Here is a 21714-nt window from a genome sequence, read left to right as displayed (position 1 = left end):
CTTGATTTGATTGTCGACAATTTGATGACATTTATTAATCCCTTACAACCTCAGGCTATTACCACTTCAGATAAAGTATTTGAACAAATGCAGTACGCTATTGTGGAAGGTAAAATATCTGCGGGCAGTAAAATCAGTGAACCTGAATTGGCAAAGCAGTTTCAGGTCAGTCGGTCTACCTTACGAGAAGCACTTAACCGTTTAGAAAAATGCCACTTAATTGAACGTAAAGCCAATGTTGGCTCTCGAGTAGTCAGTTGTACTATTGAAGGGCTACTGGAAATTTATGTAGTTAGGGAAGCGCTGGAAGGTATGGCGTGTCGTCAGGCGGCATTAAATATGTCAGATGAGGAAATTGTCGACATGCAGGCTATGCTTAAACAACATGCCAGTGCTCAGGATCTAAAAGATGGTATTGCCTATTATCAGGAACAAGGGGATCTCGACTTTCATTATAAAGTGATTTTAGGCAGTCATAATCAACAGTTAATTAACTTGCTATGTGGCCAGCTATATCATTTGGTGCGTATGTATCGTATCCAGTTTGGTATGAACAGCCCAAGAGCCTCTCGAGCATTTGATGAACATTCGCGCATTATCGAAGCGATTGCCGACCGAGATGGCGAACTGGCAGAGATTTTAATGAGACGTCATATTGCAGCGTCTCGTAAAAATATTGAGAAAAAAATCGCGCAATTACAACAAGAGGACAAATAGTATGTCTGCAACATTATCTCCAGGAGCGAAATTTCGCCAGGCGCTGGAAAATAACAAACCACTGCAAGTGGTGGGAACTATAAACGCTTACTGCGCCATAATGGCAGAACAATTAGGCCATCAAGCCATTTATTTATCAGGCGGCGGTGTTGCTAATGCATCATACGGTTTACCTGATCTTGGTATGACGTCATTAAACGATGTCATTGCTGATGTTCAGCGGATCACAGCAGCGTCGAGCTTACCGCTATTAGTGGATATAGACACTGGTTGGGGCGGCGCATTTAATATTGCCAAAACTATCCGAGATATGGAAAAGGCTGGCGCCGCTGCGGTTCATTTGGAAGATCAGGTAGCACAAAAACGCTGTGGTCATCGTCCGAATAAAGAAATTGTTTCAACCGAAGAAATGGTCGACCGAATTAAAGCGGCAGTTGATGCTCGTACCGATAAAGATTTCTTTATTATGGCGCGCACCGATGCCTTTGCTCAGGAAGGATTAGAAAAAGCGTTAGCCCGAGCAAAAGCTTATGTTGCAGCTGGCGCTGACGGTATTTTTGCCGAAGCGGTAAAAACTGAAGAGCATTACCGTGCTTTTACTGAAGCTTTGGATGTACCCGTACTGGCTAATATTACTGAATTTGGTCAAACCGAGTTATGGAACAAAGAGCAATTAGGTGAGTGGGGCTGTGCCATGGTGCTGTACCCGTTGTCAGCATTTAGAGCGATGAATAAAGCGGCAGAATCTGTTTATAAAACCTTACTACGTGACGGCGATCAAACAGCTGAAATCGACAATATGCAAACTCGTATGGAGCTTTATGATTACCTTGGTTATCACGATTATGAGAAAAAATTAGATTCATTATTTGCTGAAGGTAAAAATAAATAGCTAACGATATGTGTTTTAAAATTATAAATTAAACAACAAGTTAAAAATATAAAATAACTTTTTGTTTTTGGTTTAAGCAAAAAGTTCAAATTCAAGGAAACTGAGCACAGCGTATAAGTGTACGTGAGCACAGCTGACGCAGAAGTTGGGCTTTATGCAACAACCAAATCAATAAAGTCAGAGGAAAGTATTATGGTTGATAAAAAATTAGGTGGTGCAGGCTTACGCGGTCAAAGTGCAGGTGAAACAAAGTTATGTACTGTTGGTAAATCAGGCAGTGGTTTAACTTATTGTGGTTATGACGTTTCAGATTTAGCGGATAACGTGACCTTTGAAGAGGTAGCCTTTTTATTATTTAACGGTGAGTTACCTAATCAAGCGCAATTAGATACTTATAAGACCGAATTATTTGCGATGCGTGATTTACCACAAGCATTAAAAGAAGTCTTACAACGTATTCCCGCCGATGCTCATCCAATGGATGTAATGCGTACCGGTTGTTCGTTTTTAGGTAATTTAGAGCCTGAACTTAATTTTAATGAGCAAAGCCGGGCTGCTAACCGTTTATTAGCGGCGTTCCCTGCAATTATGACTTATTGGTACCGTTATTCTCATGATAATGTTGAGATAGACTGCGTTACCGATGAAGATTCAATCGGTGGTCATTTCTTAAAATTATTAACTGGCAAAACACCGTCTGAATTACACCGCAAAGTGATTGATGTTTCATTGATCTTATATGCAGAGCATGAATTTAATGCTTCAACTTTTACCGCCCGTGTTTGCGCTTCTACCTTGTCTGATATGTTCTCTTGCGTTACCGCTGCTATTGGTTCGCTACGTGGGCCATTACATGGTGGGGCGAATGAAGCAGCAATGGATATGATCCAGGGCTTTAAATCGCCGGAAGATGCGAAAGTACAAATGGCCGGTATGCTTGAGCGCAAAGAAAAAATCATGGGCTTTGGCCATGCAGTCTACCGCACCTCAGACCCACGTAATGTTATTATTAAAAAATGGTCTGAAAAATTGGCACAAGAATTTGGTGATAGCTCTCTTTATGATATCTCGGTTGCCTGTGAAGAATATATGTGGGATACGAAAAAACTATTTTGTAATGCCGATTTTTTCCACGCGTCAGCCTATCATTTTATGGGTATTCCAACGAAGTTGTTTACCCCGATTTTTGTTTGTTCACGCCTAACCGGTTGGTCGGCACATGTGATGGAGCAAAGATCAAATAACCGTATTATTCGTCCATCAGCCGACTATATTGGTGTTGAACCTCGCAAAGTTGCGCCAATCTCAGAAAGATAGGCCGCTTTAGGTATCTTTCACTGACGGTAATTGCGATGTTTATTGTAGTTACCGTAGTCATTTAAACCATAGTGGTCGAATAAAAACCATAGTGGTCGAATAAATTTGTGGACTAAATTATGAACTATCAATACCGCAAACCATTGCCTGGTTATTCGCTTAACGGCATCGCTGTCGATTTTTTCGACACCCGTGAAGCGATTGAAAGCATTGAACCAGGCAGTTATGCCAAACTTCCTTATACTTCTCGCGTCTTAGCTGAGCAGCTGGTACGTAAATGTCAGCCGGAAAATTTAACCGATTCATTAAAGCAGATCATTGGCAACAAACGTGATTTAGATTTTCCCTGGTATCCAGCTCGCGTTGTTTGTCACGATATTTTAGGTCAAACTGCGTTAGTAGACTTAGCCGGATTACGAGATGCGATTGCGGAGCAGGGAGGCGATCCGGCGAAAGTGAATCCGGTAGTGCCGACTCAATTAATTGTTGATCACTCATTAGCAGTGGAACACGCAGGTTTTGATCCCGATGCATTTGAGAAAAATCGTGCGATTGAAGATCGACGTAATGAAGACAGATTCCATTTTATTGAATGGACTAAAACGGCATTTAAAAATGTTGACGTTATTCCTGCCGGTAACGGCATTATGCATCAAATCAACCTCGAGAAAATGTCGCCGGTGATCCAGTTACGTGATGGTGTTGCATTTCCTGATACTTGTGTTGGTACTGACTCTCATACCCCACATGTTGACGCTTTAGGCGTTATAGCTATTGGTGTTGGCGGCTTAGAAGCAGAAACGGTGATGTTAGGTCGGCCTTCGATGATGCGTTTACCTGATATTGTTGGGGTGAAGCTAGTTGGCAATCGTCAACCGGGTATTACCGCCACCGATATCGTGTTAGCAATTACTGAATTTTTACGTAATGAAAAAGTTGTTGGTGCATATCTCGAGTTTTTTGGCGATGGGGCGAAAAACCTCACTATTGGTGATCGTGCGACTATCTCCAATATGACGCCAGAATATGGCGCTTCAGCAGGGATGTTCTATATCGATCAACAAACGATTGATTATTTGAAGATTACGGGACGCGAGCCAGAGCAAGTCGAACTTGTGGAACGCTATGCTAAACATACCGGTTTATGGGCGGATGAGTTAAAAGATGCCGAATACCAACGTGTATTAGAATTTGATTTATCAAGCGTTGGCCGTAACATGGCTGGCCCTTCTAATCCTCACCGTCGCTTACCAACTTCGGCATTAGCCGAGCGTGATATTGCGGTTGATTTAGATAAAGCAAAAGCACAAGAAGAACAAGGTTTAATGCCAGATGGCGCGGTGATCATCGCAGCAATTACCAGTTGTACTAATACGTCAAATCCGCGGAATGTCGTGGCCGCTGGTTTGGTGGCGAAAAAAGCAAATGAGCTAGGATTAGTACGTAAACCTTGGGTGAAAACTTCATTTGCACCGGGTTCAAAAGTGGCGAAGCTTTATTTGGAAGAATCCGGGTTATTGCCAGAAATGGAAAAACTTGGGTTTGGTATTGTTGCATATGCCTGTACCACCTGTAATGGTATGTCAGGTGCGTTAGCTCCTAAGATTCAACGAGAAGTTATCGAACGTGATTTATATGCGACGGCAGTGCTTTCAGGTAATCGTAATTTTGATGGTCGTATTCATCCGTATGCGAAACAGGCATTTTTAGCGTCTCCTCCTTTAGTGGTCGCCTATGCTATTGCTGGGACGATGCGCTTTGATATTGAGCAGGATGTCTTAGGGCAAGATGCGAACGGTAACGATATTCTCCTAAAAGATATTTGGCCATCGGATAGTGAAATCGATGCGATTGTTAATGAGTTTGTAAAACCGGAGCAATTTAAACAAGTTTATACCCCGATGTTTGATTTAGGCGCCTTTGAACCGGCAGAAAGCCCGTTATACGATTGGCGTGAAATGAGTACCTATATTCGCCGGCCCCCATATTGGGAAGGAGCATTAGCAGGTGAACGTACCATGAAAGGTATGCGGCCGTTAGCAGTGCTGGGGGATAACATTACGACCGATCATTTATCACCATCGAATGCTATCTTGCTAGACAGTGCCGCTGGCGCATATTTGGATAAAATGGGCCTACCGGAAGAAGACTTTAATTCTTATGCGACCCATCGCGGTGATCATTTAACCGCACAACGAGCAACCTTTGCTAACCCTAAATTGTTTAATGAGATGTGCCGTGAGCAAAACGGTGACGTTAAACAGGGTTCACTGGCACGTATTGAGCCAGAAGGTGTTGAGAGTCGGATGTGGGAAGCGATTGAAACCTATATGGAGCGTAAACAGCCGTTGATCATTATCGCTGGTGCAGATTATGGCCAGGGGTCTTCGCGTGACTGGGCGGCAAAAGGGGTGCGTTTAGCGGGGGTGGAAGTGATAGTTGCTGAAGGCTTTGAGCGTATCCACCGTACTAACTTAATTGGTATGGGCGTGCTTCCGTTAGAATTTATTAATGGTGAAACCCGTAAATTCTATCAGATTGATGGCAGTGAAACGTTTGATGTTGAAGGTTCTACCGCACCTGGTGGTGCTATGACAGTCGTGATGACCCGGAAAAATGGTGAATTGGTGAATATTCCTGTTAAGTGTCGTTTAGATACCGCGGAAGAAGTCACCGTTCATGCCGCAGGCGGCGTATTACAGAAATTTGCCACTGATTTCTTACAATCAAATGGTTAATTAACGGGTTATCTTTGTTTGGTGTACGAGGAGACATTTGTTCACTTTATATATCTGCGGTGATAACAAACTAATTTCCTCATGATGTAAATTAATTGGCTGATGACTGAATGAAAAGCAGCAAATAATATTTGCTGCTTTTTATCTACAGAATAAAGAACATATCATGGCGTATTTGATACGAAAATTGGTGTGTTCTCTAACAAGGAGAAAATCTATGTCTTTTGCTCCACAAATTAAAATTCCCGCAACTTATATGCGCGGTGGCACTTCAAAAGGGGTGTTTTTCAATTTAGTTGACTTGCCTGAACGTTGCCAACAGCCTGGTGAAGCACGGGATAAGATGTTACTGCGCGTGATTGGCAGTCCTGATCCTTATGGTAAACAAACCGATGGTATGGGAGGCGCAACGTCCAGTACCAGTAAAACAGTGATTTTGTCAACGTCAGACAAACAAGATCATGACGTTGATTATTTATTTGGTCAGGTGGCAATTGATAAAGCGTTTGTTGACTGGTCTGGTAATTGTGGTAATTTAACTGCAGCGGTTGGCTCTTTTGCTATTAATGCAGGTTTAGTGGATGCAACACGTATTCCGCAAAATGGTATTTGCACAGTGCGTATCTGGCAAAAAAATATTGAAAAAACTATTGTCGCTCAAGTGCCAATCACTAATGGTCTGGTACAGGAGACTGGTGATTTTGAACTTGATGGCGTCACCTTTGCAGCAGCGGAAGTACCGGTTGAATTTATCGCGCCGGTTGACCCGAGTGAAGCGATGTTTCCAACTGGAAATATCGTAGATGAGCTGGAAGTTCCGGGTATTGGTACTTTTCAGGCAACGATGATTAATGCCGGTATTCCGACTATCTTTTTGAATGCCGATGAAATTGGTTACCAAGGGACAGAGTTGCAAGATGATATTAATAACGACCCAGCTGCCTTAACGCGCTTTGAAACTATTCGCGCATACGGCGCGATAAAGATGGGCCTGATTTCAGAGATTAGTGAAGCTGCTAAGCGTCAACATACCCCGAAAGTAGCATTTGTCGCACCGGCAAAATCTTATCGCTCATCTAGCGGTAAATCGATCACGGAACACGATATTGATTTAAACGTTCGGGCGCTTTCTATGGGGAAATTACACCATGCAATGATGGGGACCGCTGCTGTGGCAATTGGTACTGCAGCCGCTATTCCGGGTACCTTAGTGAATCTTGCTGCTGGCGGCGGTGAGTGTTCGTCAGTCACTTTTGGTCATCCATCTGGGACGTTAAAAGTTGGTGCTAAAACCAATCTGTTGGGGGCGAATTGGACGGTGAATAAAGTGATCATGAGTCGTAGTGCTCGGGTATTAATGGAGGGCTGGGTCAGGATCCCAGCAGATAGTTTTTAGCTCATTCTAGCTGTGATAACTATCGCTTTTTCAGTTTTACGCCGTTAGATTAAGAAAAATTTAACGGCGTTATTCTATCTAATTAGTGTACACTGTTAGCTATGTCTATTTAGCAGCCAACACTATGAAAATCATCTCATTATTGCTAGTGAGCCTATTTGTTCAGCCATCCTTTGCTCAGCAATTGCAGGTACCTGCCAATGTTGAAGTGGTGAAAGTGAATGGTATAGCGCAAGGTTTTAACTTGTTTGAACAGCAACACATGGTGCCATTGCGTCAGGGGCGCAATGTCTTGACCATTCAATACAGCGAATTATTTGACGATGTCGACTATGATGATCATACCCGAATTAAGTCCGCCCTGATGGTGTTAGTCTTTAATATTGCTAAGCAACAAGCACTAACATTGTTAACGCCATACATTAATGATCAAGTTCAGGCCAAACAATTTGCTGACTCACCACATTTTGCTATTGTGGACGATGAAAACAATAATATAGCGATGGAACTGTTTGATCTTGATAACTATCTTGCTGTTACACGTAACCAAGAAATTGCACAGCAGCAAAGCAAAAATATTGAGCAAATAGCATCAGTCGATAGCGCAAAAGCTACTCCTGTTACCGATCATCAAGCATCAACTCATCGTCCTATTACAAAAACTGAATTAGCACAACAGTATGCACTTGATATGCTCCATTATTGGTGGCAGCAGGCGACGGATAAACAAAAAATGCAATTTAAATCAGCGATATCAACGGTAAAAGATAAGGAGATAAAATGAAAAAATTAGTTATGATAGGTGCTTGTTTGCTATGGCTCTTTAGTACCTTAACTATGGCAAATGAAGGAATCGAAGTCATAGGTAAAGCGAGTGTTGATGTGATGCCAGATCAGTTTTCATTAACCATTAGAATTAAAGAAAGAGGGCGTAGTGCAAGCAAAACTAAAGCCTTAATTGACAGTAAAAGTGCGCAAATTACCCGAATGTTTGTTCAAGAGGGGGTCAAGGCATCGGCAATAGATTCATCGCAAGTCTCTATGTATCCGATATATGAAAAGCCAGCAATGAAATTTCAGCCGAGTGAAGTGAAAACCCAAATCAATGAAAATAGTAAGGTTAAGTTTTCAACGAAGCAAAGTGCTCAAGCGAATGAACAGCAAGTCGCTTGGTTTGATGTTGGTCGCACGATAACCGTGTCGTTTACTGAATGGGCTATTTATGACAAAGTCTTAGATCAAGTGGTGAAATTAGGTGTTAGTCACATTTCACCAATGGAAATGTCATTTCAAACTCCGGATAAACATTATCAGCAAGCACTATTTAAGGCGATAGCACATGCTAAAAGTAAAGCGCTGGCAATAGCGGAACAAGCAGGAGTAAAACTTGGTCAATTAGTGTCGTTAAAAGAAACCTCACATTTTGCACCTGTAATGTATCGGATGGCGAGTGAGTCGAGTACAGCTTTTAACTCAAGTACAACAAAAAAAGCGATCTCTGCTCAAGTTATCGCCGTTTATCAGATAGATGGTTAAATAATGTTAATTTCTCGGCGATAAAGCTTTAATTTGTTACACTATCGCGGTATGTTATGCGATTTTTAGCGAAGTTATAATTGAGTGATGGATAAAAAGCCGTTTTACGAGCAATTAGTTGCTCAGGTTGAAGCAATTATTGGTGATGAATCAGACGTTGTTGCTAACATGGCAAATTTGAGTGCCATACTGTTTGATGCTTTGGAGCAAGTGAATTGGGTTGGCTTTTATCGCTGTGTTAATGATGAGCTGGTGTTAGGCCCATTTCAAGGGAAAGTCGCTTGCATTAGAATTCCTGTGGGACAAGGAGTCTGTGGTACGGCGGTATCGGAAAATAAGACGCAGCGAATTGCCGATGTTCATCAGTTCTCCGGGCATATTGCCTGTGATGCGGCAAGTAATGCGGAAATTGTTATTCCGGTGCGAATCAATGATCGTGTTATCGGGGTATTAGATATCGATAGCGTGGCATTTGAACGTTTTGATGAGCAGGACCAGCAATGGTTGGAACAAGTTGTGCAAGTATTTGAACAAACTTTAATTCGTTATAACGTTGATAAATTATGAAAGAATTTGTCGTCATCCATGATTATTTAGTCTCAGAAGCCGTTGTTGGTGACTGGGAGGGTGAAGAAGAGCATGTGGCTGAAAATTTAAATGAAATTTATCACACGCTCTATGACTATGCCGAAGAAGATATTGAACCAGAGATATTAAATCAGTTATTAGCTTTGGTTTGGGAACATTGGATAGGGCAAGAAGCCCTGGCCGAAATTGAAAGTGAGGATATTAGTGACTGGTGTTTGCATGTTCTGCAAAACCGCGAACAATATCTTGAAAATTAGATTATTATTAATAAGTTGTATTTATGGAAACTAAAACAGAAAGTGATGTAACTAAGCCAGAAGACGCGCCAGTAGAGGCCGCTACTGACCAAGCCAGTGAGTCACAAACCGCTGAACAAAAGCGTATTAGCACCAAAGAAATTATTGCTCACTTAGCAGAGAAATTTCCGGCGTGTTTTTCGATTAAAGGACCAGCGAAACCGCTTAAAATTGGTATTTTTCAAGAGTTAGCTGAAAAATTGGCAGATGATGAGCTGGTCAGTAAAACTCGTTTACGTCAAGCATTGAGACACTACACCAGCAGCTGGCGCTATTTAAAAGCGATTAAAGTAGGTGCACATCGTGTTGATGTTGACGGCAACCAAGCTGCTGAAATTGATCAAGAACAAGCAGATTACGCTGACAAAACGCTAAAAGAGAGCCAGGAAAAATTTGGTAACAAAAATACTAAAGACAATGCTGGCAAATCCTCGTATAAGGGGAATAAGCCAGCAAATAAGGGATCTCTGCCAGCGCGTAAACCTAAAGACAAAGCGAAATTTAAAACAGTGAAAAGCTCGCCACGTGCACAAGCTAAAGTAGCTGCTAAACTTAAACCAGTAGAGTCTTCTGCAGTAAAAGTAGGTCAAGCGGTAAAAGTTCAGCTTGGAAATGCACCGCTTGATGCTGTGATCACTGAAGTGTCTGGAGATGAAGTGAGTGTGCAACTAAATTCTGGAATGGTTGTCAAAACTCAAATCAAAAATATTTTTACTGAATAATTGGAGTAGCAAGCATGCAAAAATTTTGTCGTATCGCTCTTGCCGTATCATTCTCACTAACTTCGGTTAGTCTTCTCGCATCTACCGACATAGACAAAACTAAACCTCTGCCAATCTTAGCGCCAGAGAGTCAGCATGCTACTTCTAGTAAACGAATAACTGCTCAATTTACTCGTGCACACTATAAAACTGTGCAGATGAATGACGTTTTGTCAGAGCAAATTTTTGATCGCTATATTAAACAGCTCGATTATGGCCGTAATGTGTTTCTTGCCTCTGATATTGCAGGGTTTGAAAAATATCGTCATGAATTTGATGGTGTGATTGCACGCGGCAAATTAGACATAGCTTATGATATCTATAATCTGAATATGCAACGTCGGATGGAGCGTTATCAGTATGCATTGAGCTTGCTTGATAAGCCGTTCGATTTTACTAAAGATGAAGTTTATCACTATGATCGAGAAGAGCAGCCATGGCCAGTGACCGAAGCTGAGTTAAATGAAATTTGGCGGTTAAAAGTTAAGTCTGATGCGCTAAATCTTACCTTAGCGGGGAAAAAATGGGATAAAGTTAAAGAAGTATTAGGTAAGCGGTATCGCTATGCCATTAAACGTTTAAGCCAGAGTGAAAGTGAAGATGTTTTTCAAATAGTAATGAATAGCTTTGCTCGAGTTGTTGAACCTCATACTTCTTATTTATCACCAAGAAACGCAGAACGCTTTCAAATGGATATGAACTTGTCACTTGAAGGTATAGGTGCGGTGCTTAGGGCGGAAGAAGATTATACCGTGATCCAAAGCATAGTGACTGGTGGTCCTGCGGATAAATCTAAACAGCTTAAGCCTAAAGATCGCATTGTAGGCGTCTCACAAGGAGACGAAAAGTTTGAAGACGTTATTGGCTGGCGTTTAGATGATGTTGTTGATTTGATCAAGGGACCAAAAGGCAGCAAGGTAAGGTTACAAATTTTATCTGGTGAAGCAGTCGATGAGTCTAGCATCAAGGTTGTTTCTATCATTCGTGATAAAATTGTTCTTGAAGATCGAGCTGCTAAATCTCGGATCATTTATGAAAAAGCCGGTGATGAGAAAAGTAAAAAATTGGGAGTAATAGATATTCCAAGCTTTTACAATAATTTATCGCGGGATGTTAAAAAAGAGATTGATAAGCTTACTGCTGAAAATGTCGAAGGTATTATTGTTGACTTACGCGGCAATGGTGGCGGTTCGCTAACAGAAGCAACATTACTAACGGGTTTGTTTATTGATAAAGGACCGGTAGTGCAGGTGCGTGATGGTGCGAATCGAATTTCTGTGAATCGTGATCGTGATGGTATTACTTATTATGACGGACCGTTAACTGTCATGGTTGATCGATATAGTGCGTCGGCGTCAGAAATCTTTTCTGCCGCAATTCAGGATTATGGCCGTGGCATCATCGTTGGTGAGCATACTTTTGGTAAAGGGACAGTACAGCAGCATCGTCCGTTAGGTCGAGTATATGACTTGTTCGAAAAACCATTTGGCAGCATTCAATATACTATCGCTAAATTTTACCGTATTAACGGTGGCAGTACGCAACATCGGGGAGTGTTACCTGACATCGCGTTCCCCACAGCTATTGACCCAGAGGACTGGGGCGAAAGTAAAGAAGAAAATGCCTTACCTTGGGATCAAGTACCGCAAGCGCGTTATGCGCCGTTATCAAATCTGCAGGCAGATGTAGATTATTTAACCTCGCTCTATCAAGATCGCATTAAAGAAAATAAAGAATTCAATTATCTGCTTGATGACATTGAAGAATATAAAAAAGAGAAGGATAAGAAATTTGTATCGCTTAACCTAGCAGAGCGTAAAGCGAACCGCGATCAACGTAAGGTGAAACAGTTAAAACGTGCTAATGAACGCTTAACACTCATGGGTAAAGAGAAAATTACCAGCCTAGAAGATTTGCCAGAAGAGTTGGAAGAAATCGATCCGTTTTTAGATGAAACTGCACGCATTACCTTTGATCTGGTGACCTTAGGTAAAGTGGCGAAAAAGTAACAGATAGAGTATCAAGCTAAACCGCCGTTAAGGCGGTTTTTTTTAGAGCAATATTTTTACACAAATTTTATGAATAGTTATTTAATTTGGCTGAGTGTAAGGTTGTTCAAAACTTAGCCATCACAAATAAAGTACTTGCAACCCTAGCAAACAACGGGCATGTTACATGCCGTCTTAAAAAATTATTATAATAAAACACTAATGTATTAAGGTAACACTAGTCTATGTCAGATCATAATCAGCTTAAGGCGCCGAGTTTTGTCGATGCTTTTATTCCGCTTATCGCGCTTGTTTTTATGTTATCGGCTTCGGTAACGTACTTTTCCGATAATTCTTCTTATGGGCCGAATCAAATTGCCCTGATGTTTGCGTTAGGGATCGCCGTCATTATCGGCTTAAAAAATGGCTATACCTGGGCGTCAATTGAAAAAGCGATAGTGCATGGTATTTCTATCTCATTAGGGGCTATTTTGATTTTAATGGTGGTAGGAGCATTAATAGGGACTTGGCTATTGTCCGGTACGGTGCCAACTATGGTGTATTATGGCCTGCAAATTATCGACCCTAGCTGGTTTTATGCTGCAGCTTGTGTCGTTTGTGGTATTGTTGCTATGAGTATTGGTAGTTCTTGGACTACAGCAGCGACGGTTGGTGTGGCTTTTATCGGTATTGCTAATGGCTTTGAAATGTCCACTTCTGTTACCGCTGGGGCGGTAATTTCAGGGGCGTATTTTGGTGACAAATTATCTCCTTTGTCAGAAACAACTAACTTGGCACCAGCAGTTGCAGGTAGTGAGTTGTTTGAGCATATCCGTGCGATGTTATGGACTACAATTCCGTCAATATCTATAGCACTGATCTTATTCTTAGTGATTGGTTTTAATCATTCGTCAGCGAATGTTGGTAGTACCGACAGTATCGAAACCTTAACCAATACTTTAGAAGCAACCTATAATATTACCGCATTGAACTTGATCCCATTATTAGTGCTATTAACACTGGCTTATAAGAAGATGCCAGCGTTTCCTGCGGTTGCCATTGGTGCGGTTATTGGTGCGATTTGGGCGGCCATTTTTCAGCAAGATCTTATTCACAATATGGCGCAAGACGGCATGTCGACCATAACGGCAAATGTCACGGTTATCTGGACGGCATTTTTTGATGGTGTGGTGGTTGAAACCGGCAACAGTGAGATTAATGAGTTACTGAGCCGTGGTGGTATGTCGAGCATGCTTAATACTATCTGGTTGGTTATGTGTGCCTTAAGTTTTGGTGCGGTACTTGAGCACCTAGGCATGCTGAAAAAGTTTGTCCAGTCGATATTAGCAGCTGCAAAATCAACGGGCAGTTTAATTGCCAGTACCGTAGCTACTTGTATTGGTACTAACCTTATAACGGCTGATCAGTATATGGCGATTGTGATGCCAGGGCGTATGTATAAAGAAGAGTTTGAGCGCCGAGGTTTGCATCCGACTATGCTTAGCCGTACCTTGGAGGACTCTGGTACCATTACTTCACCGTTGATCCCATGGAATACCTGTGGTGCATTTATGTTTGGCGCCTTAGCGTTAACCTCATATGATTATATTTTTTATTGCTTCTTTAACTTAATTAATCCGCTTCTGGCAGTTATTTATGGTTTCGCTGGCTTCAAAATTAGGAAATTAGCGGACAATTAATTACACTACTGATAAATTAATAATTATTCATAAAGCCTGTTAATCACAGGCTTTATCGTTTTTAGCCTTTCAATAGGATTTATTTTATGACCGATACTAATGCGCGTATTCTTGCCGATTACCAACCGAGCGATTTTGCTATTTTATCTACAGAGCTTGAATTTGATTTAGCTGATCAGGCAACACGTGTAGTCAATAAAATGCATATTGAACGCATTACTGATAAGGCGCAGCCATTAATTTTAGATGGTGAACAGCTCAAATTAATATCCGTGCAGTTAAATAATATTGAGTTAAGCGAGTCTCAATATCAGCTTAATGAAACTAGCCTGACTATAGATACTGAAGCACAAGACTTTATTTTAACTGTTATTACTGAAATCGATCCACTGAACAATACTGCCCTTGAAGGGCTATTTAAGTCAGGAGATGCTTTTTGTACTCAGTGTGAAGCAGAAGGCTTTAGACGCATTACTTATTACCTTGACCGTCCTGATGTTATGGCTAAATTTACGACTAAGGTTATTGCTGATAAGAAACAGTACCCGTATTTACTGTCTAACGGCAATAAAATAGCAGCGGGGGATTTAGCCAATGGAAAGCATTTTGTTACTTGGCAAGATCCCTTTTTAAAGCCATGTTATTTGTTTGCTCTGGTGGCGGGAGATTTTGACGTTTTACGTAGCAGCTATACTACGGTTTCCGGTAGGGAAGTGGCACTGGAGCTGTTTGTTGATAGAGGAAATTTGCCAAAAGCTGAGCATGCAATGACGTCACTGAAAAAATCGATGCAATGGGATGAGCAAACCTTTGGTCTCGAATATGATTTAGACATCTATATGATAGTGGCGGTCGACTTCTTTAATATGGGAGCGATGGAAAATAAAGGTCTCAATGTTTTTAACAGCAAGTTTGTTCTAGCCGACCAAAGTAGTGCGACAGATACTGATTACTTTAACGTAGAGGCAGTCATCGCCCATGAATACTTTCACAACTGGACCGGTAACCGGGTTACCTGTCGTGACTGGTTTCAACTGAGCCTTAAAGAAGGTTTAACGGTTTTTCGCGATCAGCAATTTAGTGGAGATATGCATTCTGCTGCCGTTACCCGTATTCAAAATGTTCGGGTTTTACGAGCACAACAATTTGCTGAAGATGCGGGTCCTATGGCGCATCCTATCCGCCCTGAAAAAGTGCTGGAAATGAATAATTTCTATACGTTAACCGTGTATGAGAAAGGGGCTGAAGTGATCCGGATGATCCACACCTTATTAGGCCAGGATAAATTTCGACAAGGTATGGATCTATACTTCCAGCGCTTTGATGGTATGGCAGTAACTTGTGATGATTTTGTTGATGCCATGGCAGACGGCTCAGGTATTGATCTGAGTCAGTTTAAACGTTGGTACAGTCAATCGGGAACACCTGAACTAATCGTTAAAGAAAGCTTTGATAAACAACAGCAGTTATTTACCTTAACGATTGCTCAGGTTAATAAACCAAGTAAACAACAAACTGAGAAACAGGATTTATTAATCCCAATAAAATTAGAGTTACTGTCAGACAATGAGAAAACCCAACATTTAATCACGCTAAGTGATAGCCAGCAAAAATTTGAGTTTAGTGGCTATAGTGTTAAACCTATTGTCGCATTTTTATCTGGTTTTTCGGCACCGGTGAAAGTGAATTTTCCACAACGGGAACAGGAATTAGCCTTGATTATGGTGAAGGCAAGTGACGCTTTTAATCGTTGGGATGCTGGTCAGCAATTGTTAACCCGTTATATTCATGCGTTAGTACAAGATGCTGATTTTACTTTGCCGCAAGACCTAGTCGTAGCATTTAAACAAATTCTGACCCTACCGGGTGATGCTGCGTTAAAAGCAGAACAATTAACCTTGCCAAGCTTTGATGAGCTGGTAGAACAGTTTGAACAAATAGATCCGATCAAGTTATTAGATGCACTAAAACAAATCAGGCTGTTTTTAGCTCAGGGATTAGCGAGTGAATTTCATCAGCAGTTCCAGCGATTATCCGGCAGAGCATATCAAAACGACGGACAGTCTATTGGTGAGCGAGCGTTGAAAAATGTCTGTTTAGCTTACCTTAGTCACTTATCTGATTATCAAAGCCTTACCGTTAATCAATATCAAAATGCAGATAATATGACGGATACTCTGGCGGCGCTACACTATCAGGCGCTAACGGCAAGTGCTAGATTTAGTGAACAGATCAAAGATTTTGAGCAAAAATGGTATCAGACACCGTTAGTAATGGATAAATGCTTCATGCTACAGGCACTGTTTGCAGATGAAAGTATTTTCAACAAATTAGCGGTATTGGAACAACACCCGTTATTTATTTTGAAAAATCCAAATAGAGCGCGTTCGTTAATAGGTGCTTTTAGTCATAATAATCCAAGGTATTTTCACTGTCTTTCTGGTCGTGGTTATCGTTTTTTAGCTAAGCATGTTGCTGCACTTAATGACATTAATCCGCAAGTAGCTTCGCGGTTAATCACGCCGCTGATACAGTTTAAAAAGTTTGATAGCAAACGTCAGGCAATGATGAAAACGGAATTAGTTAACTTATCGCAGTTAAGCAACCTATCAAGAGATTTAAAAGAAAAACTCGATGCTGCTTTAGGTAATTAATGACGTAATAGCTAGTGTGATGAAGTATTATTTTGCGATTAACATGACCAGCCAGGAATTTTTCCCTTATTATCAGGGGAAAATTCAGGCAATAGTGGTGACTTCTACCACAGGAAAACGAATACAGTTTCCTGCGATGCATTTACGAAAATTTTTAACTGCCTCTGGTGTACGAGGATATTTTTGTCTGGAAACAGAAAATAATAAGTTTAAATCTTTGCTGAAAATGTCTGATTAGAGCTAAAGCTTTAAACAGTGGTCAGACCATCTTGGGGGCTAATGGTCTGATGTGCTGATAGCCTTGCAATAGCTTTATCTACTAATAGTATAAAAATTTCAACATTATAAAAATCACTGTTTAAAACAACTGTTTTAAACGGTGATTTTTATTCCTGATTATCTAGTGTGCAAGTCATTAAAATACAGCGTCTTAACAATTGTTTTTAACTCTTGCTTAGCATTAAAAATGATGCAATTATTGTTTTATACTACTACATTAATACTAGTGACTGGTTGATGAGTTATGCTTATTGGTGTGCGTAAATACAATTACTAGAAAAATTAATAACAAGTTATAACAATAAATTGTTTCGGGTCTGGGGAGAGAATAATGAAACAAAGCCCAATTAAAAGGTTTTATCAAAAGCCGTTGGCTACAGCGATCACAGCAGCATTGATGTGTTCCGTTTCAGGGCAAGCATCGGCAGCAAACTTTGAACTAGGGGATTTCGATATTCGTTTTGATTCGACTTTCTCTATCGGTGCCAGTTGGCGAGTCGAAGATCGTAACTGGCAAGATAATGTCGGTATTTCTAATAATTTAAACAATGGTTTTGACTTCTCTCATTATCACCCAGCGCTCAATGCTAACCCGGTGAATGTTGATATTTGGCGAGGCCAGGGCAGCTATTCAAATAATGGTGATTTGGGTAATTTAAATTATGACGCTGGCGAAATGTTTTCTCAGTTATTTAAAGGTACACATGAATTAGATATTCGTAATGACAATATGGGCTTGTTTTTGCGAGGTATGTACTTTTATGACATGGAAATGAGTGACGGTGATCGTCCATGGTCAAATGCTATTACTGGTGAACGTAATGATCCCTGTCGTGATAGCAATGCCAGTGATCAGGTTTGCCATGATGTTCGTTTATTAGATGCCTATTTTTACGGTGATTTCTATCTTGATGAAATGCCGCTATCGGTCCGAATTGGTCAGCAGGTGATAGGTTGGGGGGAAAGTACATTAATTTCCCATGGTATCAGTGAAATTAACCCTATTGATATTGCCCGTATAAAAGCGCCTGGCGCTGAATTAACGGAAGCCTTTATTCCGTTTGGTGCCGTTTGGGCGTCACTTGGTGTCACAGAAAATTTTAATATTGAGATGTTCTATCAGTATGAATGGGAAAAAACCATACTACCTGCACCAGGCAGTTATTTTTCTACTAATGACTTTGCCGGAGACGGCGGTCATTACAATAATGTTCAGTTAGGCTTTACTGGTAATCCGGATATCGATTTAAACTTTTTGCTCTCAGGATTAAATGAATTGGGTGCAATGGCAAGTACTGGCGATCCACAAATGATTGCTGCAGCAAGTGCTGCTTATATGGCGTATCCAACAAAATTAACTTTGAAAGCGCCTGGTTCAAACGGCATGGTAGAGCCAGAGGATGGTGGTCAATATGGTGTCCGTTTATCTTGGTATTTACCTGAATTTAATGAAACTGAACTAAGTTTATATCACATTAATTATCATAGTCGTCGCCCATTATTTTCTGGGATCACCGCTGATTTTACTACTGCCTCTGTAAAGGGAGACATTAATTATCTCGCTAGTCACACCATAGATGAAGATAATTATCATCAGTTAGATGCATTTTCTAAAGTGCTATTGACTTACCCTGAAGATATTAAACTTTATGCAATGAGTTTTAATACCACTGTAGCGGGTACAGCGTTGGCGGGGGAGATCACTTATCGTCAAGATGAGCCGTTGCAAATAGATGATGTAGAGTTACTTTTTGCTGCGATGCCACAACAGTTAGCACACCCAGATTCTGTTAATTATCGTCCAGACCTTGATGGTGTTTCACAGATGCCCACATTTGCCCCAGGCGAAACTGCAGACGGCTTTATTCTGACTGATACTGTGCAAGCACAATTGACAATGACGCGTTTTTGGGGACCTATGTTTGGTGCCAGTCAAACGACAACCTTATTGGAAGTTGGTGGTATTCAAATTAATGATATGCCAAGTGAAGATGAATTACGCCTTAATGGTCCTGGAACTGACAGAAACGGTGGTATTGCCGGTAAAGAAGGTTTAGCGTTAGCGCTACAAGGTGGCGTGGAAACGAATCCATTTCCAGATGATTTTGCCTGGGGGTATCGTTTAGTGACGAAACTGGATTATAGCAATGTTTTCTCAGGTATTAACATGTCACCACGCATTGTCTTTTCTCACGATGTTAGTGGGGTAACACCTGATCCGTTATTCTTATTTGTTGAAGACAGAAAGTCTATTTCAGCGGGAATTTCGTTTGATTATCAGAGTCGTTGGTCTGCTGATATCAGCTATAACGGTTTCTGGGGTGGTGTCGGCACTACTAATAAAATGGAAGATCGTGACTATGTATCTTTCAACGTAAAATATTCTTTATAAGGGCATAATAAGATGAAAAAAATAACCTTATTATCATTAGCGATTGGCTTAGCATTTTCTGGGTTTTCACAGGCTAAGGTTGATGAGCAACAAGTAAAAAAATTATCAGGTGAATTAACACCTATGGGTGCGGTTAGAGCGGGTAATGCCGATGGTAGTATTCCTGAGTGGACCGGTGGTATTACTTCTGCTCCTGAAGGCTATCAACCGGGGATGCATCATTTAGATCCATATCCGCAAGATAAAATAAAATTTACCATTAATCAGGCGAATCTTGAGCAGTACAAGCAATTTTTAACACCAGGGCAGATCAAAATGTTTGAAACCTACCCTGATACTTTCAAAATGAATGTTTACCCGACTCATCGATCTGCTTCTTACCCTGAGCATGTTTATCAGGAAACCATTAAAAATGCCGGACGTTCTGAATTGATCCAGGATGGTAACGGTATTACTCAAGCCGCTGTTGGTGTGCCGTTTCCTATTCCTCAAACAGGTTTAGAAGCAATATGGAACCATATTTTACGTTATCGTGGTGAAGCATTAACACGTGAAGGTGGCCAGGTGACACCAACTGCGTCAGGCGATTACACTTATATAGGTTTTGATGAGCAGTTAATGTTGCCGTATGGCGTTAAAGGCGCTTCTCCAGAGGAGTTAGAAAAAACCAATATTTTGTTTAAATTTAAGCAGAAAGTGACAGAGCCTTCTAAACTGGTCGGTACCGCGTTATTGGTACATGAAACTATGGATCAAATTAAAACGCCTCGTCAGGCCTGGATTTATAACAAGGGCATCCGACGTGCACAAAAGGCACCAACGGTGGCATATGATGCCCCGGGCACGGCGGCAGATGGTTTAAGAACCACTGATGACTTTGATATGTTTAACGGTGCGCCTAATCGTTATACCTGGACCTTAAAAGGTAAACAGGAACTCTATATCCCTTATAACGATTATCGACTGCATAGTGATAAAGTCACTTATGACGAGATAGTACAAGCTGGTCATATTAACCAAGACTTGGTTCGCTATGAGAAACATCGTGTTTGGGTGGTTGAAGCAAACTTAAAAGAAAATACCCGCCATATCTATAAAAAACGTGTTTTTTACATTGATGAAGACAGCTGGCAAATTGCTATCACAGATATTTATGACGACCGAAATGAACTTTATCGCATCGGTATGGCGCACGGGCTAAATTACTATGAAGTGCCGACTCAATGGTCAACCTTGGACGTTTTCTATGATTTTCAGTCTAAGCGTTATATTGCCATCGGTTTAGACAATGAAAACAAAATGTATGATTTTTCAGCTAAACTTAAAGATGTTCAGTTTACTTCTCGTGCCTTACAGCGAGATAATCGCTAGTTTCGACTAGCAAGGTAAATGGCTGGCAGATGCCAGCCTTTTTTTTGATTACGCCAATGTTTTAAGGTTAGGGTTAAATGAGAATATTAATTGGCCTTGTTTGTGCCATATGTTGTTTTTCTACAGTTTCGGCGCAGCAGCTACCCCAGGCAGCAATCCAATCTGAATTGGCAGTTCGTTCAATGCTATTTGATATTGTTAAGGTTGATAATAGCTTTATGGTCGCGGTAGGAGAACGTGGCCATATACTTCGCGCTAGCAGTGTTGATAGTTGGCAGCAGGTTGATGTACCGAGCCAAACAACATTAACGGCTGTTACCTTTGTCGATGCGCAAACGGGCTGGGCCGTTGGTCATGATGCAACCATTTTAGCAACCCAAGATGGCGGTTTTTCTTGGCAGGTACAGCAGTTTTTGCCCAGCACACAAAAGCCATTGCTTGATGTTGCGTTTAAAGATAGTAAAGAAGGCGTTGCGGTTGGCGCCTATGGTTTGTTTTATCGTACGATTGATGGAGGCCGTAGCTGGCAGCAAGAATTTCATACTTCTTTGCTAGCGGAAGAAGATCTGCAATACCTTGAAGAACTCAGACAAGAAGATGAGCAAGTTTATTTAGATGAACTAACCAGTATCTTACCTCATTTTAATCGAGTCGTTATTGATGGCCGAACCCTGTATCTCATTGGTGAATTAGGCTTGATTGCAAAAAGTAATGATTTTGGCCGCAGCTGGCAGCGATTTGAGGAAATATATCAGGGCTCATTTTTTGATTTAGCACGTACTCAGCATGGCAATTTATTAGCGATAGGCCTAAGAGGAAATATCTATCGCAGCTTAACTAATGGCGAGCAGTGGCAAAAAAGTGAATCGGGTGTGACGACCTTATTAAATACCATAGTATTGGCCGGAGAAGCGCAAGTGTTTTTGTTAGGGAATAACGGGGTGTTATTAGAAAGTGTGGATGATGGCGTAACCTTTGACAAACGAATTCAAAATGATGGCAAGGCATTACTTGCTGGCGTTACCTTTAACGGGGATCTGGTAGTTGCCTCAGAGGTTGGTATTAAAGTGTTAAAGGTAGTGAAGTAGT

At 41.0% G+C, this 21714-nt stretch carries 16 protein-coding genes and 2 pseudogenes; all 18 read left to right on the top strand.

Annotation, left to right across the window (positions count from 1 at the left end):
• Positions 1 to 24 precede the first annotated feature (24 nt).
• Positions 25 to 240: pseudogene (locus QQK06_RS19735) on the top strand (GntR family transcriptional regulator); the annotation flags it as partial.
• Positions 220 to 657: pseudogene (locus QQK06_RS19730) on the top strand (GntR family transcriptional regulator); the annotation flags it as partial. The pseudogenes QQK06_RS19735 and QQK06_RS19730, both read left to right, overlap by 21 nt.
• Positions 658 to 718: 61 nt before the next feature.
• Entirely contained in the window at positions 719 to 1609 is an 891-nt protein-coding gene (gene prpB / locus QQK06_RS00575) for a methylisocitrate lyase (RefSeq protein ID WP_284242569.1), read from the top strand.
• A gap of 192 nt (positions 1610 to 1801) precedes the next feature.
• Positions 1802 to 2926 (top strand): bifunctional 2-methylcitrate synthase/citrate synthase, encoded by a 1125-nt coding sequence (prpC, locus tag QQK06_RS00570; RefSeq protein WP_284242568.1) that lies wholly within the window; start codon positions 1802 to 1804, stop codon positions 2924 to 2926.
• Positions 2927 to 3045: 119 nt separating this feature from the next.
• Positions 3046 to 5664 carry a Fe/S-dependent 2-methylisocitrate dehydratase AcnD gene (gene acnD, locus QQK06_RS00565; RefSeq protein ID WP_284242567.1) on the top strand — a complete coding sequence of 873 codons (2619 nt, stop codon included), beginning with the start codon at positions 3046 to 3048 and terminating at the stop codon, positions 5662 to 5664.
• 217 nt (positions 5665 to 5881) lie between these two features.
• The gene (gene prpF, locus QQK06_RS00560) at positions 5882 to 7060 is read left to right on the top strand and encodes a 2-methylaconitate cis-trans isomerase PrpF (protein ID WP_284242566.1); all 1179 of its coding nucleotides are present in this window, start codon (positions 5882 to 5884) and stop codon (positions 7058 to 7060) included.
• Between the two features lie 124 nt (positions 7061 to 7184).
• Positions 7185 to 7844 carry a DUF2057 family protein gene (locus tag QQK06_RS00555; protein ID WP_284242565.1) on the top strand — a complete coding sequence of 220 codons (660 nt, stop codon included), beginning with the start codon at positions 7185 to 7187 and terminating at the stop codon, positions 7842 to 7844.
• Entirely contained in the window at positions 7841 to 8596 is a 756-nt protein-coding gene (locus QQK06_RS00550; protein WP_284242564.1) for an SIMPL domain-containing protein, read from the top strand. Before QQK06_RS00555 ends, QQK06_RS00550 begins: the two co-directional genes overlap by 4 nt.
• Positions 8597 to 8683: 87 nt before the next feature.
• Positions 8684 to 9163 carry a GAF domain-containing protein gene (locus tag QQK06_RS00545; protein WP_284246544.1) on the top strand — a complete coding sequence of 160 codons (480 nt, stop codon included), beginning with the start codon at positions 8684 to 8686 and terminating at the stop codon, positions 9161 to 9163.
• A complete protein-coding gene (locus tag QQK06_RS00540) occupies positions 9160 to 9441 on the top strand; it encodes a hypothetical protein (RefSeq protein WP_284242563.1) in 282 nt (93 codons plus the stop codon). The genes QQK06_RS00545 and QQK06_RS00540 overlap by 4 nt, the downstream gene beginning before the upstream one ends.
• Positions 9442 to 9464: 23 nt before the next feature.
• Complete coding sequence (gene proQ, locus QQK06_RS00535) at positions 9465 to 10202, top strand: RNA chaperone ProQ (RefSeq protein WP_284242562.1); 738 nt, start codon at positions 9465 to 9467, stop codon at positions 10200 to 10202.
• A 14-nt stretch (positions 10203 to 10216) separates the two neighbouring features.
• Positions 10217 to 12250 (top strand): carboxy terminal-processing peptidase, encoded by a 2034-nt coding sequence (gene prc, locus QQK06_RS00530; RefSeq protein WP_284242561.1) that lies wholly within the window; start codon positions 10217 to 10219, stop codon positions 12248 to 12250.
• Between the two features lie 224 nt (positions 12251 to 12474).
• A complete protein-coding gene (gene nhaC, locus QQK06_RS00525) occupies positions 12475 to 13929 on the top strand; it encodes a Na+/H+ antiporter NhaC (RefSeq protein WP_284242560.1) in 1455 nt (484 codons plus the stop codon).
• Between the two features lie 86 nt (positions 13930 to 14015).
• The gene (gene pepN, locus QQK06_RS00520) at positions 14016 to 16583 is read left to right on the top strand and encodes an aminopeptidase N (protein WP_284242559.1); all 2568 of its coding nucleotides are present in this window, start codon (positions 14016 to 14018) and stop codon (positions 16581 to 16583) included.
• Positions 16584 to 16602: 19 nt separating this feature from the next.
• Positions 16603 to 16821 (top strand): DUF2835 domain-containing protein, encoded by a 219-nt coding sequence (locus tag QQK06_RS00515; RefSeq protein WP_284242558.1) that lies wholly within the window; start codon positions 16603 to 16605, stop codon positions 16819 to 16821.
• Positions 16822 to 17193: 372 nt separating this feature from the next.
• Positions 17194 to 19254 carry a DUF1302 domain-containing protein gene (locus QQK06_RS00510; protein WP_284242556.1) on the top strand — a complete coding sequence of 687 codons (2061 nt, stop codon included), beginning with the start codon at positions 17194 to 17196 and terminating at the stop codon, positions 19252 to 19254.
• A gap of 12 nt (positions 19255 to 19266) precedes the next feature.
• The gene (locus QQK06_RS00505) at positions 19267 to 20625 is read left to right on the top strand and encodes a DUF1329 domain-containing protein (RefSeq protein WP_284242555.1); all 1359 of its coding nucleotides are present in this window, start codon (positions 19267 to 19269) and stop codon (positions 20623 to 20625) included.
• A 77-nt stretch (positions 20626 to 20702) separates the two neighbouring features.
• On the top strand, positions 20703 to 21713 hold the full coding sequence (locus tag QQK06_RS00500; RefSeq protein ID WP_284242554.1) for a WD40/YVTN/BNR-like repeat-containing protein: 1011 nt from the start codon (positions 20703 to 20705) through the stop codon (positions 21711 to 21713).
• Position 21714 lies beyond the last annotated feature (1 nt).

This window comes from Thalassotalea insulae (assembly GCF_030161395.1).
Classification (GTDB): Bacteria; Pseudomonadota; Gammaproteobacteria; order Enterobacterales; family Alteromonadaceae; genus Thalassotalea_E; species Thalassotalea_E insulae.
The sequence above is the reverse complement of the archived record's forward strand: the minus strand, read 5'-3'. Positions and strand labels throughout refer to the sequence as shown.

Coding starts and splice junctions, on each gene's coding strand:
- prpB (WP_284242569.1), top strand. CDS start 719: ATGTCTGCAACATTATCTCCAGGAGCGAAATTTCGCCAGGCGCTGGAA.
- prpC (WP_284242568.1), top strand. CDS start 1,802: ATGGTTGATAAAAAATTAGGTGGTGCAGGCTTACGCGGTCAAAGTGCA.
- acnD (WP_284242567.1), top strand. CDS start 3,046: ATGAACTATCAATACCGCAAACCATTGCCTGGTTATTCGCTTAACGGC.
- prpF (WP_284242566.1), top strand. CDS start 5,882: ATGTCTTTTGCTCCACAAATTAAAATTCCCGCAACTTATATGCGCGGT.
- QQK06_RS00555 (WP_284242565.1), top strand. CDS start 7,185: ATGAAAATCATCTCATTATTGCTAGTGAGCCTATTTGTTCAGCCATCC.
- QQK06_RS00550 (WP_284242564.1), top strand. CDS start 7,841: ATGAAAAAATTAGTTATGATAGGTGCTTGTTTGCTATGGCTCTTTAGT.
- QQK06_RS00545 (WP_284246544.1), top strand. CDS start 8,684: ATGGATAAAAAGCCGTTTTACGAGCAATTAGTTGCTCAGGTTGAAGCA.
- QQK06_RS00540 (WP_284242563.1), top strand. CDS start 9,160: ATGAAAGAATTTGTCGTCATCCATGATTATTTAGTCTCAGAAGCCGTT.
- proQ (WP_284242562.1), top strand. CDS start 9,465: ATGGAAACTAAAACAGAAAGTGATGTAACTAAGCCAGAAGACGCGCCA.
- prc (WP_284242561.1), top strand. CDS start 10,217: ATGCAAAAATTTTGTCGTATCGCTCTTGCCGTATCATTCTCACTAACT.
- nhaC (WP_284242560.1), top strand. CDS start 12,475: ATGTCAGATCATAATCAGCTTAAGGCGCCGAGTTTTGTCGATGCTTTT.
- pepN (WP_284242559.1), top strand. CDS start 14,016: ATGACCGATACTAATGCGCGTATTCTTGCCGATTACCAACCGAGCGAT.
- QQK06_RS00515 (WP_284242558.1), top strand. CDS start 16,603: ATGAAGTATTATTTTGCGATTAACATGACCAGCCAGGAATTTTTCCCT.
- QQK06_RS00510 (WP_284242556.1), top strand. CDS start 17,194: ATGAAACAAAGCCCAATTAAAAGGTTTTATCAAAAGCCGTTGGCTACA.
- QQK06_RS00505 (WP_284242555.1), top strand. CDS start 19,267: ATGAAAAAAATAACCTTATTATCATTAGCGATTGGCTTAGCATTTTCT.
- QQK06_RS00500 (WP_284242554.1), top strand. CDS start 20,703: ATGAGAATATTAATTGGCCTTGTTTGTGCCATATGTTGTTTTTCTACA.